Annotated in this window: 10 protein-coding genes and 1 pseudogene; 6 read left to right on the top strand and 5 right to left on the bottom strand. The window is 71.6% G+C overall.

From position 1 onward, the window contains the following. Positions 1–199: 199 nt before the first annotated feature. The gene (locus BMX65_RS22155; RefSeq protein WP_239502085.1) at positions 200–535 is read left to right on the top strand and encodes a hypothetical protein; all 336 of its coding nucleotides are present in this window, start codon (positions 200–202) and stop codon (positions 533–535) included. Positions 536–631: 96 nt separating this feature from the next. Here the strand turns inward: BMX65_RS22155 and rocD are convergent, their stop codons facing one another. Continuing rightward, positions 632–1858 carry an ornithine--oxo-acid transaminase gene (gene rocD, locus BMX65_RS22150; protein ID WP_075002108.1) on the bottom strand — a complete coding sequence of 409 codons (1227 nt, stop codon included), beginning with the start codon at positions 1856–1858 and terminating at the stop codon, positions 632–634. A gap of 248 nt (positions 1859–2106) precedes the next feature. Here rocD and trpS point away from each other — a divergent pair, with 248 nt between their 5' ends. The 3 genes and pseudogenes from trpS to BMX65_RS22135 all read left to right on the top strand — a co-directional run. Further along, positions 2107–3120, top strand: coding sequence for a tryptophan--tRNA ligase (gene trpS / locus BMX65_RS22145; protein WP_037705876.1), 1014 nt, complete (start codon positions 2107–2109; stop codon positions 3118–3120). Between the two features lie 11 nt (positions 3121–3131). After that, positions 3132–3818, top strand: coding sequence for a 2'-5' RNA ligase family protein (locus tag BMX65_RS22140; protein ID WP_075002107.1), 687 nt, complete (start codon positions 3132–3134; stop codon positions 3816–3818). Between the two features lie 109 nt (positions 3819–3927). After that, a pseudogene (locus tag BMX65_RS22135) lies at positions 3928–4884 on the top strand (YhjD/YihY/BrkB family envelope integrity protein); the annotation flags it as partial. A 253-nt stretch (positions 4885–5137) separates the two neighbouring features. Here the strand turns inward: BMX65_RS22135 and BMX65_RS22130 are convergent. Further along, on the bottom strand, positions 5138–6460 hold the full coding sequence (locus BMX65_RS22130; RefSeq protein WP_398762988.1) for a D-alanyl-D-alanine carboxypeptidase family protein: 1323 nt from the start codon (positions 6458–6460) through the stop codon (positions 5138–5140). 255 nt (positions 6461–6715) lie between these two features. On the opposite strand from BMX65_RS22130, the gene BMX65_RS22125 reads away from it, so the two are divergent. Both BMX65_RS22125 and BMX65_RS22120 read left to right on the top strand, forming a co-directional pair. Next, positions 6716–6955 carry an SCO4848 family membrane protein gene (locus BMX65_RS22125; protein ID WP_026004335.1) on the top strand — a complete coding sequence of 80 codons (240 nt, stop codon included), beginning with the start codon at positions 6716–6718 and terminating at the stop codon, positions 6953–6955. Between the two features lie 51 nt (positions 6956–7006). Next, positions 7007–8416 (top strand): metallophosphoesterase, encoded by a 1410-nt coding sequence (locus BMX65_RS22120; RefSeq protein WP_075002104.1) that lies wholly within the window; start codon positions 7007–7009, stop codon positions 8414–8416. A gap of 73 nt (positions 8417–8489) precedes the next feature. On the opposite strand, the gene BMX65_RS22115 is transcribed toward BMX65_RS22120, so the two are convergent. The 3 genes from BMX65_RS22115 to sdhA all read right to left on the bottom strand — a co-directional run bounded on the left by BMX65_RS22115 (position 8490) and on the right by sdhA (position 12908). Continuing rightward, complete coding sequence (locus BMX65_RS22115; protein WP_239502086.1) at positions 8490–9737, bottom strand: acyl-CoA thioesterase/bile acid-CoA:amino acid N-acyltransferase family protein; 1248 nt, start codon at positions 9735–9737, stop codon at positions 8490–8492. Positions 9738–10365: 628 nt separating this feature from the next. Continuing rightward, the gene (locus BMX65_RS22110) at positions 10366–11145 is read right to left on the bottom strand and encodes a succinate dehydrogenase iron-sulfur subunit (protein WP_075002103.1); all 780 of its coding nucleotides are present in this window, start codon (positions 11143–11145) and stop codon (positions 10366–10368) included. Then, on the bottom strand, positions 11145–12908 hold the full coding sequence (sdhA, locus tag BMX65_RS22105; RefSeq protein WP_075002102.1) for a succinate dehydrogenase flavoprotein subunit: 1764 nt from the start codon (positions 12906–12908) through the stop codon (positions 11145–11147). The genes BMX65_RS22110 and sdhA overlap by 1 nt, the downstream gene beginning before the upstream one ends. Positions 12909–12910: the final 2 nt, after the last annotated feature.

Here is a 12910-nt window from a genome sequence, read left to right as displayed (position 1 = left end):
CCGTGCCTCCCGGTGCAGTTCGGGTCGTCTGCGGTGTCGGGGATGAGAGTCGGCTCCGACGGTCTTCACTGTCTGTGCACACTCTTGACGCACACGTGTAGATGATGTTGTGTTCCCGACAAGATTTCAGCTGACCGGGAGGAGTTCGAACGTGCTCAGGAGACGAGTGGCCCGTGCATTCGCTGTCTCATGTGCCGCTGTGGGGCTGGTCATCGGGGTGACCGGGTCGGCCGCCGCCGGGGACACGTACAACATCTTGAGCGACATCGACGGCCACCAGGTCGGCTACATGGCACACCTGGACCCCGACCCGGACACGTTCAAGATCTGCGACACGCAGAAGGACGGCTACGGCGTCACCGGGCGGCTCTACATCGACCAGGGGCCGTGGGCGCTGATGGGCACCGTCGACGACGGCGGGGACGCGGGGTGCGACTACATGAAGCGCGAGATCACCCACCCGTGGACGTACAAGATGGTGATCTGCTGGAACGGCCCCGGCAACATCTGCCACACCACGACGTTCAAGGAGTGACCCAGCAGGTCACCCGCGACGCACACGGCGCCGCCGCCCGGAGGGACCGGGCGGCGGCGCCGTGCCGTGCGGGCCGTGTCGGCCGCGGCAGCGGGGTCAGCTCGTGAGCACGGACCTGAGCTGGTCCAGGCCCCAGTCCAGGTCCTCCCGGGAGATGCACAGCGGCGGGGCCAGCCGGATGGTGGAGCCGTGGGTGTCCTTGGCCAGGACCCCGCGGGCCAGCAGCCGTTCGGAGATCTCGCGGCCGGTGCCGTACGACGGGTCGATGTCGACCCCCGCCCACAGGCCGCGGCCGCGGACCTCGCGGACGGCCGTGGTCGGGAGCCCGCGAAGCTCCCGGTGCAGGTGCTCGCCCAGGTCCTTGGCGCGCTGCTGGTACTCGCCGCTGCGCAGCATGTCCAGGACCTCCAGCGCCACCGCGCAGGCCAGCGGGTTGCCGCCGAACGTCGAGCCGTGCTCGCCGGGGCGGAAGACGCCCAGCACCTCGCGGGTGGAGACGACGGCCGAGACGGGCACCACGCCGCCGCCCAGCGCCTTGCCCAGCACGTACATGTCGGGGACGACGCCCTCCTGCTCGCAGGCGAAGGTGGCGCCGGTGCGGCCGAGGCCGGACTGGATCTCGTCGGCGATGAACAGCACCCCGCGGGAGCGGGTCAGCTCACGGACCCCGGCGAGGTACCCGGGCGGAGGCTCCAGAACGCCCGCCTCGCCCTGGATCGGCTCCAGGAGGACGGCCACCGTGTGCGCGTCGACGGCCTCCTCCAGCGCCGCGAGATCGCCGTAGGGGACGACCTCGAAGCCCGGCGTGTACGGTCCGTAGTCGGCTCGGGCCTCCTCGTCGGTGGAAAAGCTGATGATCGTCGTGGTGCGGCCGTGGAAGTTGTTGGCGGCGACGACGATCTTCGCCTGCCCGTCGGGGACCCCCTTGACCTGGTAGCCCCACTTGCGCGCCGTCTTGACCGCGGTCTCCACCGCCTCGGCGCCGGTGTTCATGGGCAGCACCATCTCCATGCCGCACAGCTCCGCGAGCTGCGCGGCGAAGTCCGCGAAGCGGTCGTTGTGGAAGGCGCGGGAGGTGAGGGTGGCCCGGTCGAGCTGGGCCTTGGCCGCCTCGATCAGGCGCGGGTTGCGGTGGCCGAAATTCAGCGCCGAGTAACCGGCCAGCATGTCGAGATAGCGGCGGCCCTCGACGTCGGTCACCCACGCGCCGTCCGCGGTGGCGATGACGACAGGGAGGGGATGGTAATTGTGCGCGCTGTGAGCCTCCGCTGTGGCGATGCTCTGCGCGCTCGAGGCGCTTGAGAGGGTGGGCTGCGTCGACATCGTCGTCTCCGTTCCTCCGTGCATACCGGCGTACCTGCCCGGTGGGGCCGCACCTTTCTATCGTCCCTCGGCAGGCGGTGGGTGTGGGAGCGCCCGATCAGTTCCTCCGCGCGCCCCCGCCCGGGCCGTGAGCCCCCGTGCCTCCGTGCCTCCGTGCCGGGCCCGCATGCTCCCGCGGACCGCTCCCGTGCCCCAGGTCACCCGGGACGGGGGCACCGGCCGGTCCGGACACCTGAGAGAATGGCGGCATGGTCAATGATCGTCCTCGTGTGCTGTCCGGTATCCAGCCCACTGCCGGTTCGTTCCATCTCGGCAACTACCTCGGCGCCGTGCGCCAGTGGGTGGCCCTCCAGGAGACTCACGACGCCTTCTACATGGTCGTCGACCTGCACGCCCTGACGATCCCCAAGGACCCGGCCGACCTGCGTGACAACTCCCGGCTGGCCGCAGCACAGCTCCTGGCCGCCGGACTGGACCCGCAGCGGTGCACCCTCTTCCTGCAGAGCCACGTTCCCGAGCACACCCAGCTGAGCTGGATCGTGGAGTGCCTCACCGGGTTCGGCGAGGCCGCGCGCATGACGCAGTTCAAGGACAAGTCGGCCAAGCAGGGCACCGACCACACCAGCGTCGGGCTGTTCACCTACCCCGCGCTGATGGTCGCGGACATCCTGGTCTACCAGGCCCACCAGGTCCCGGTCGGCGAGGACCAGCGCCAGCACCTGGAGCTGACCCGCACCATCGCCGAGCGCTTCAACGGGCGGTACGGCGCCACCTTCCCGGTCCCCGAGGCATACATCCTCAAGGAGACGGCGAAGATCTACGACCTCCAGGACCCCGGGGTCAAGATGAGCAAGTCGGCGTCCACCCCCAAGGGCCTCGTCGAGCTGCTGGACGAGCCGAAGACCACCGCGAAGAAGATCAAGAGCGCGGTCACCGACACCGACACCGTCATCCGGTTCGACCAGGACAAGAAGCCCGGCATCAGCAACCTGCTGACGATCTACGCCACGCTCACCGGTTCCGGAATCCAGGAACTGGAGGATAAGTACGCGGGCAAGGGCTACGGTGCGCTGAAGACGGACCTCGCGGAGATCGTCACGGACTGGGTGACACCGTTCCGCACCCGGACGCAGGAATTCATGGACGACCCGGCGGCGCTGGACAAGATCCTGGCCGACGGCGCGGAGAAGGCCAGGGCCGTGGCGAGCGAGACGCTGCGGACCGTGTACGACAAGGTGGGCCTCGTGCCCGGCAGGCAGTGAAGGGAGAACCTATGGGCGCGGGAGCGACCGTCACCCTCGGCGTATCGCTCGCTGTCCCGGAGCCGTACGGCACACTGCTCCAGGCGCAGCGGGCCTCTTTCGGTGACGCCGCCGCCCATGGCATCCCCACCCACATCACGCTGCTGCCGCCCACCGAGGTGCCCGCCTCCGCCCGGCCCGAGATCGAGGCGCACCTCGCGGCCGTGGCGCTGGCCGGACGGGCCTTCCCGGTGCGGCTCTCCGGCACCGGCACCTTCCGGCCGCTCTCACCGGTGGTCTTCGTGCAGGTCGTCGAGGGCGCCACGGCCTGCTCCCGGCTCCAGGAGCAGGTCCGCGACCCGCAGGGCCCGCTCGACCGCGTCCTGCACTTCCCGTACCACCCGCACGTGACGGTCGCGCACGGCATCCCGGAGCCCGCCATGGACCGCGCCCACCGGGAGCTGGCCGACTTCGAGTGCGCCTGGACGGCGGCCGGCTTCGCCCTCTACGAGCAGGGCGCCGACCAGGTGTGGCGGCTCAAGCGCGAGTTCCCGTTCGCACAGCACCCGAGCGCCGGCCCGGGCCCGGCGGCCGGGCCCGGCCATCCGCAGGGCCCCGGGGTGGAGGCCGCGCCGGCCTTCGAGGTCACCCTCCCGTCCGGGACCTGCCGCCCGCCGTACCAGCGGCGCTCGGCGGCGCGCCCGCCCGCCACACTCTGAGCGCCTCCCCCGGACGGGGAACGCCGACGAGGGCAGGCCGCTCCCGGCATGCGGTACGCGATACCGTCCGGTGACGGCTGGAGCGCGCAGGGCTGGGCAGGTGGCTGGTGTGGAAAGACTGACGAAGCTGCCGATCGTGGGCTCGTCCCTCGCCCGGCTCCGCACCACCCGCCTCTGGCGGATCTACGAGCACCTGGACACCCGGAAGTGGACCCGGCTCGCCGCCGCCATCACCTTCAACAGCTTCCTCGCGCTGTTCCCGATGCTCGCCGTGGGCGCGGCCGTGGCGGCCGCGCTGCTCTCGCACGGCCAGATGACCCGGCTCCAGAACACCCTGACCGAGCAGGTGCCCGGCATCTCCGACCAACTGGAACTCCAGTCGCTGGTGGACAACGCGGGCACCGTCGGCGGCATCGCGGGCGGACTGCTGCTGCTCACCGGCGGCCGCTGGGTCGGCGTGCTGCGCGAGAGCCTGCGGGCCATGTGGGACCTGGAGGAGGACCCCGGCAACCTCGTCGTGCGTCGCGCGGTCGACGTCGGCATCCTGCTGGGCCTCGGCGTCGTCGGGCTGGTCTCCTTCGGCGGCTCCGCCTTCGCCGTGACCGCCGTCACCCGGGTCGCCGAGCGCCTGGCGCTGGCCGAGGGCGGAGTGGGCACGGTACTGCTGCGCACGGCCGCCTACGCGGCGGCCGTCGCCGCCGACTTCCTGCTGTTGTGGTATGTGCTCACCCTGCTGCCCCGGGTGCGACCGCCGCGCCGCGCGACGGTGGCCGCAGCCCTGCAGGGCGCGGTGGGCTTCGAACTGCTGAAGCTGCTGCTCGGCGGCTACCTGCAGCAGGTGGCCGCCAAGAACCTCTACGGCGCCTTCGGCGTCCCCATCGCGCTGCTGCTGTGGATCAGCTTCATGACCAAGCTGCTGCTCTACTGCGCGGCCTGGACGGCCACGGCACCGGCGCCCGACGGAGGCCCCGAGGACCGGCAGCCGATCAGGGACCTGGCCGCGAGCGGCGAGGACTCACCCGACGAGGAGGCCGCCGACGAGGAGGCCGCCGGGGGCGAGGCCGCCGGGGGCGGTGATGCCGCCCACGAGGACGACACGGCGCCGGAAGGCGAGACGAGCCGCGGCGGCGAGGTCGCCGAGGGCAGCCAGGCCACCCCCGGCAGTGGCACGGCCACCGGCGAGGAGGAGTCTCCCGCCGGTCCGGACACCGGCCAGGACGACCCGGACGCCACCGGCGAAGAGGGGCAGGACACCGCCGGCGACGGCAGTACCGGTCCGGACGCCACCGGCGGCCAGGGGACCACCGGTGGCACCGCCGTCACCCGCGACGGCGGCGGGCCAGCTCCGGAAGCGGCCAGCGGCGGTGCACCCCGTACGCCACCAGAGCCAGGACGACCAGAACACCGGCCATGATCCCCAGCGCGGTACCGGCACCGCCCGAGGGCTTGTCGGCGGCGTGCGCGGCGGCCCGGGACCCCGAGCCGCCCGCCTCGCCGTCCTTGCCCGCCGGTGCGCCCCCGCCGTTCGTCGCGCTGCCCGGTGCCGCGAGGAGACCGACCGGCTCGACCTTGCCGTCCGCGTCGAAACCCCAGTCCAGCAGCTTGGCGGCCTCCTTGTAGACGCTGTGCGCCTCCTTCGCGTCCGGGTGCATCACCGTCACCAGCAGTACCCGGTCGCCGCGCTGCGCGACGCCGGTGAAGGTGTTGCCCGCGTTCGTCGTGAAGCCGTTCTTGACGCCCGCGATCCCCGGGTAGGGGTCGACACCGACGTCACCGGTCAGCAGCCGGTTGGTGTTCTGGATCTGGAAGCTCCCGCGCTTGGTCTTCCCGGTCTTCTTGTCCTTCTTCGTCTCGCCGGGGAACTTCGCGGTGGCGGTGGCCGCGTACTCGCGGAACTCCTCGTTCTGCAGCCCGGAGCGCGCGAACAGCGTCAGATCGTAGGCGGAGGAGACCTGGCCCTTGTGGTCGTAGCCGTCCGGGCTGAGCACCTCGGTGTCGTCGGCATGCAGCGCGCGGGCCTTCTCGTTCATCTCCCGCACCGTCTTCGGCACGCCGCCGTTCATCGCCGAGAGCACGTGCACCGCGTCGTTGCCCGAGCGCAGGAAGACGCCGAGCCACAGGTCGTGCACCGTGTACGACTCGCCCTCCTTCACCCCGACGAGACTGCTGCCCTCGCCCATCCCCTCCAGGTCCGACGAGACCACCTTGTGGTTGCGGTCCTTGGGCAGCTTGGGCAGCACCGTGTCGGCGAAGAGCATCTTCAGGGTGCTGGCCGGAGGCAGCCGCCAGTGCGCGTTGTGCGCGGCCAGCACCTTGCCCGACTCCGCGTCCGAGACGATCCACGAACGCCCCGAGAGCTTCTCGGGCAGCTCGGGTGCCCCCTTCTTCAGGTTCACCTGGGTGCCCGGCCGGCCGAGCTGCTCGCCGCCGATGGTCGACATCTGCGCGGGAGGCTTCGGCTCGGCAGGCTTGCCGCCCGGCTCGTTCTCGTCTGCATAGGAGGGCTGGGCACCCGCGGCGGCCAGCAGACAGAGGGCCAGGGCGGCGGATGCGAGGCCACCGCGCGCGGCCGCACGCCGCGTGCGCGCGGCGGGAGCTGAATAATGCGAAGAAATGGGCACCCTGCGAACGTACAGGCCCATCGGCGCGCCGGGGACGCCGAGGCCCGCCAACCACGGATCCAAGTAGCCCAACTCGCCCAGTGCCGTAGGCCAATGGGGGGGTGGGGGGCAGCGCACCGGACCTCCGCGGACCATCCCGCGGGCCTTCCAGGGGGGCGCCCGGCGGCCACCGGCGGCACACTGGCCATACTGGACATCATGCGCGACGCCTCCACCACCCCGCCCACCGCGGACCCCGGCCCGGTGCCGGAGCCCCCGGCCCGGCGGCGCACCGGGCTGGTGCTCTCCCGGCGCGTCTCCTGGTTCCTGCTCGCCTTCGGCGTCTGGTCCTGGTTCGTGTGGATCACCTTCGTCAAGAATCTCTGGAAGGACAGCAGCGGACTGGCCTTCGACGACGCCGGAGCGCCCACGGGCTACTTCTGGGTCCACCTGCTGCTGGCGATCACCTCGTTCCTGCTGGGAACGGCCATCGGCGTGCTCGGACTGCGCGGACTGCGGGCGGCCCGGCGCACCTGAGGCGGGCGCGGAATCCGGTGAGCGGGGGAGACGAGGGGGAGGACGACTGACATGGCGGCTGTGTTCGTACTGATCGGGCTCGTCGTGCTGGGCCTGCTGGCCGGTACGCACCTGTACCTGTGGCGGCGCTTCGTACGCGACGTGTCCGCGCCCGGCAGCGTGTGGCGCCGCCTTGGCACCGTGCTAGCGGTACTGCTGCCGGTCACCACCCTCGGCGCGCTCGTCTCCGGCCGGGCCGGCGCCCCCTTCCTGATGGAGCAGATACTCGCCTGGCCGGGCTTCCTCTGGCTGGCCTGCCTGCTCTACCTGACCCTGGCGCTGCTCGCCGGAGAGCTGGTGCGGTTCGTCCTGCGGCGCACTCCGTGGGGAAGGGCACGGTCGGTCCAGGCCCCGGCCGCGGAGCCGGCCCCGGTTGTGCAGGAGTCGGCGCGCGTCGCGGAGCCGGTCACCCCTGCGGGCGGCCCGTCCCCGTCCACCGGGGCGGCCGTCTCGGCGGACGCCGGTCCCGCCGCCGCGGAAACCGGCCCTGTCGCAGGGGAAGCCGGCCCTGCCCCCGCGGAAGCCGGTGCGACCGGATCCGCCGTCGCCGGGCCGTCCGGCGACGGGGCGCACACCGTGCCCCTCGCCGCGCCCGTACCCTCCCGCCGCGTCTTCCTCGCCCGTACGCTCGCCGTCACAGCGGGCGCCGCCGGGCTGGGCACCACCGGCGCAGGGGCCTACAGCGTGCTGAACGGGCCGACCCTCAAGCACGTCACCGTCCCGCTGGCCAAGCTCGGCCGCCGCACCCACGGCTACCGCGTCGCCGTCGTCAGCGACATCCACCTCGGGCCGATCCTGGGCCGCGGCCACACGCGGCGGATCGTCGACACCATCAACGGCACCCAGCCCGACCTGGTGACGATCGTCGGCGACCTGGTCGACGGCAGCGTCGCGCACCTCGGCCCCGCCGCCGAGCCGCTGCGCGAGCTGCGCTCCCGGCACGGGACGTTCTTCGTGACGGGCAACCACGAGTACTTCGGCGACGCCCGCGCATGGATCGACCACCTGCGGGAACTGAACGTCCACCCGCTGGAGAACGCCCGCCGCGAACTGCCCGGCTTCGACCTCGCCGGGGTCAACGACCTCGCCGGCGAGGACCAGGGCGAGGGACCCGACTTCGACCGGGCACTCCGCGACCGGGACGCCGAACGGGCCTGCGTGCTCATGGCGCACCAGCCGGTGCAGGTCCACGAGGCCGTGGACCACGGCGTCGACCTCCAGCTCTCCGGCCACACCCACGGCGGCCAGCTGTGGCCCGGCAACCATCTCGCGGCGCTCGCCAACCCGACCGTCGCCGGACTCGAACGCTACGGCGACACCCAGCTCTACGTCACCCGCGGCGCGGGTGCCTGGGGCCCGCCGGTCCGCGTCGGCGCCGACTCGGACATCACCGTCGTCACCCTCGCCGCGAAGACGGCATAGCGCGGGGTGCGTTGTGCGGGCCGCGGCTCGCCTGCTGCGTGGGCCGTCGCCCGTCCGCTGTGCGGGCCGTCGCTCAGCTGTCCAGCAGGTCGAGAGCCCGCGGCCAGGAGCTGCTGCGTGCGGCCTGGTCCGCCTCCGCGGTGGCGGCGACGGCGCCGTTCCGGCCGCCCTCCTGGCCCGGCTGGCCGAGCGGAAACCAGTTCACATGGTGTCCGGCGTCCGGATACACCAGCTTCTTCGCACCCTGCCGGGCCATGGCGGCGGCGGAGGCGGCCGAGCCCCACATCCTGTCGTTGCCGCCCGCGACGGCGAGCACCGTGCCGCGCACCCGGTCCAGCGGGATCGGCCCGGTCGGCACCGGCTCCCCATGGTCGGTCCAGGCGGTGGTGCCGCTCAGATAGGGGCCGTTGACCTTCGCCGACGGCGCGTACGCGATCACGTCGTGGAACACGTCGGGGCGGCGCTGCCCGAGCAACTGCGCGGCCTCGCTGCCGCGCGAGTTGCCCATCACGGCCAGCTTCTCCGGGGCGGCGCCCTGCTGCTTCCGGAGCAGTCGCCCGGCCCGCGTGAAGTAGTCCAGATCGATGCTGTCGATGCCGTTCGGGCGCCCGGAATCCTTCCCGCACCGGAAGTAGCACACCGACATCGCCGGGTGCCCGTGCGAGGCGAGCAGCGCCGCCGTGTACGTACCGGAGTTGCCGCCCTCCGAGCCGCCGAACACCAGCACGGGGGCTTTCGCGCTGTCGCCGCCCCGTCCTTCGGGCGGCAGGTAGAGATCGCCCGCCACCTTGTCCCTGGCGACGGTCAGCTCACGGTGCGTGGTGCCCTTGGTCAGCCACTGCCGGACCAGATCGCGGCGTGCCACCCGCTCGCCCTTGTCCTTCCCGGACAGCGCGGTGGCGCTGAGCCGCACCGAGTAGGCGCGCTGCCGGCCGGGCGGGCCCGGGTGGTACGAGAACGTCTTACCGCTGCCGATCAGCTTCTTCGCCCGGCCGCCGGTCGGCAGCATGCGCTCCAGCAGGCCCGCCGTGCCGCGGCTGCCCAGGTCGACGGCGCCGTCCTCGTCGGCCGTCCGCCGTACCGCCGCGGCCCACCGCTGGTCGTGCCGGTCCTCCGCCCCGGCGGTGATCCTGACCTTCGTGCCCGGGGCGAGCCCTTCGAGCCGTACATGCACCTGCTCGTCCGCGCGGGCGACCGGATGGTCCGCCGTGAAGTGCGCGGTCGGCTTCGCCTCCGGGTGCGGCTCTGCGGGGTCGCTGGCCCCGCAGGCCGTCGTGGCGAGGGCCATGGCCACTGCCGTTGCCGTCGGTACGATCCGCATGCGTCCCATCGTCCGCACCATACGCACTCTTCCCCGGCGGCCCCTTGCGGGGGCGCGGTCCCCTTCGCGGGGTGCGGTCCCCTTCGCGGGGTGCGTTTCCCTTGCGGAGTGCGTTGCCCTTCGCGGGGTGCGTTTCCCCGTCTGTTGTTCGCCGGGTGCGGCTTCGTTGTCGGGGGCTTCGCCCCCGAGCCCCCGTTGTCCTCGCCGGACGGGCGTTGGGGCGGCTCCGCCCCCCAACAGCCCCCCGCTAGTGGGCTTCGCCCCCTAGGACCCCCAGCCGCATCCATGTGAGCCCCTTGCGGACCTTGCTCCGGGTCTTTTCTTTGGTCCGTTGGGTGCGGGAAGTGTCCTGATGCCGTCCGTCACAGCACAAGAGCGCTCCCGCAGTCGAGAGTCCTCCGGCGGTTGCCGGATGCGGGAGGGGGAGGGAGAAGTGTTGGTGCCTGGGGGTTTCTAAGGGGGCGGAGCCCCCTTAGCGGGGGGCCGTTGGGGGGCAGCGCCCCCCGACACGACCGCTCGGCGGCAGCCGAAGGACGACGGGGGCGTGCCCCCACGGAGCCAGGTCACCCGCGGAGGGGACTGACCCCGCGTAAACGCCCCCCGCGAAGGGGGGGCGTTCCGGGGAGGGTCAGAAGCGGCGGGTGATCAGGGCCCGCTTGACCTCTTGGATGGCCTTGGTGACCTCGATACCCCGCGGACAGGCGTCCGTGCAGTTGAACGTGGTGCGGCAGCGCCACACTCCGTCCCGGTCGTTGAGGATCTCCAGCCGCTGCTCGCCGCCCTCGTCGCGCGAGTCGAAGATGAACCGGTGCGCGTTGACGATGGCCGCGGGCCCGAAGTACTGGCCGTCGTTCCAGAAGACCGGGCAGGACGAGGTGCACGCGGCGCACAGGATGCACTTGGTGGTGTCGTCGAACCGCTCCCGGTCCGCGGCGGACTGGTAGCGCTCACGGGTGGGCTCGTTGCCGTTGGTGATGAGGAAGGGCATCACGTCGCGGTACGCCTGGAAGAACGGCTCCATGTCGACGACCAGGTCCTTGAGGACCGTGAGCCCCTTGATCGGCTCGACCGTGATCGGCTTCTCGGGGTTGATGTCCTTCAGCAGCGTCTTGCACGCGAGCCGGTTGCGCCCGTTGATCCGCATGGCGTCCGAGCCGCAGATGCCGTGGGCGCAGGAGCGGCGGAAGGTGAGGGTGCCGTCCTGCTCCCACTTGATCTGGTGGAGCGCGTCGAGGACGCGGTCCTTCGGGTCGATCTTCAGCGTGAAGTCCTGCCACTGCGCGTCCTCGGAGACCTCCGGGTTGAACCGGCGGATCCGCAGCGTGAGGGTGATCAGGTGCGAGGCGCTGTTCTCGGCCGAGTCGACGGGCCCGGCGGAGTCGTTCTTGTCCAGCGTTGCGGTGCTCATCAGTACTTACGCTCCATCGGCTGGTAGCGGGTCTGCACGACCGGCTTGTAGTCCAGCCGGATCGACTCGGTGCCGTCGTCGCCCACCTCGCGGTACGCCATGGTGTGCCGCATGAAGTTGACGTCGTCGCGGTTGGGGAAGTCCTCGCGGTAGTGACCGCCGCGCGACTCCTTGCGGGCGAGCGCGGAGACCGCCGTGACCTCGGCCAGGTCGAGCAGGTTGCCCAGCTCCAGGGCCTCCAGCAGGTCGGTGTTGAAGCGCTTGCCCTTGTCCTGGACGCTGATGTCGCGGAAGCGCTTGCGCAGGGCGCCGATCTCCTCGACGGCCTCCTTCAGCGTCTGCTCGGTGCGGAAGACCATGACGTTCTTGTCCATGGTGGCCTGCAGCGCCTTGCGGATGTCGACCACGCGCTCGTTGCCGGTGGCGTCGCGCAGGTTCTCGATCTCGTCGAGGACGAAGGTGGCCGGGTCCTCGGGCAGGTCGATGTGGTCGGCGGTGGCCGCGTACTCGGCGGCGGCGATGCCGGCCCGGCGGCCGAAGACGTTGATGTCCAGCAGCGAGTTGGTGCCCAGCCGGTTGGCGCCGTGCACCGAGACGCAGGCGACCTCGCCGGCCGCGTACAGGCCGGGGATGGGGGTGCTGTTGTCCCCCAGCACCTCGCCCTGCACGTTGGTCGGGATGCCGCCCATCGCGTAGTGCGCGGTCGGCTGGATCGGCACCGGGTCGGTGTAGGGCTCGATGCCCAGGTAGGTGCGCGCGAACTCGGTGATGTCGGGCAGCTTGGCGTCGAGCTGCTCCGGCGGCAGGTGCGTGAGGTCCAGGTAGACGTGGTCCTTGTCGGCGCCGCAGCCGCGGCCCTCGCGGATCTCGGTGTAGATCGCGCGGGAGACGACGTCACGCGAGGCGAGGTCCTTCATGACGGGCGCGTACTTCTCCATGAAGCGCTCGCCGTCCTTGTTCCGCAGGATGCCGCCCTCGCCGCGGGCGCCCTCGGTGAGCAGGATGCCCATCTTCCAGATGCCGGTCGGGTGGAACTGGAAGAACTCCATGTCCTCCAGCGGCAGCCCGCGCCGGAACGCGGCGGCCTGGCCGTCGCCGGTCAGGGTGTGCGCGTTGGAGGTGACCTTGAAGAACTTGCCGTTGCCGCCGGAGGCGAAGACGACGGACTTGGCGCGGAAGACGTGCACGTCGCCGGTGGCCAGCTCGTAGGCGACGACTCCGGCGGTCCTGCGGACGCCGTCGACCTCGTTGAGGAGCAGGTCCAGGACGTAGAACTCGTTGAAGAACTCCACGCCCTCCTTGACGCAGTTCTGGTACAGCGTCTGGAGGATCATGTGGCCGGTGCGGTCGGCCGCGTAGCAGGAGCGGCGCACCGGGGCTTCGCCGTGGTTGCGCGAGTGGCCGCCGAACCGCCGCTGGTCGATGGTGCCGTCCGGGGTGCGGTTGAAGGGCAGGCCCATCTTCTCCAGGTCGAGGACGGAGTCGATGGCCTCCTTCGCCAGGATCTCGGCGGCGTCCTGGTCGACCAGGTAGTCGCCGCCCTTGATCGTGTCGAAGGTGTGCCACTCCCAGTTGTCCTCCTCGACGTTGGCGAGGGCCGCGGCCATGCCGCCCTGCGCCGCGCCGGTGTGGGAGCGGGTGGGGTAGAGCTTGGTCAGCACCGCGGTGCGGCTGCGCTTGGTGGACTCGATGGCCGCGCGCATACCGGCGCCGCCCGCGCCGACGATGACGGTGTCGTACTTGTGGATCTTGACGTTGTTCATCG

Source organism: Streptomyces qinglanensis (assembly GCF_900111245.1).
GTDB lineage: Bacteria > Actinomycetota > Actinomycetes > Streptomycetales > Streptomycetaceae > Streptomyces > Streptomyces qinglanensis.
Note: the sequence above shows the minus strand (reverse complement) of the source record. Positions and strands in the feature narration are given on the sequence as shown.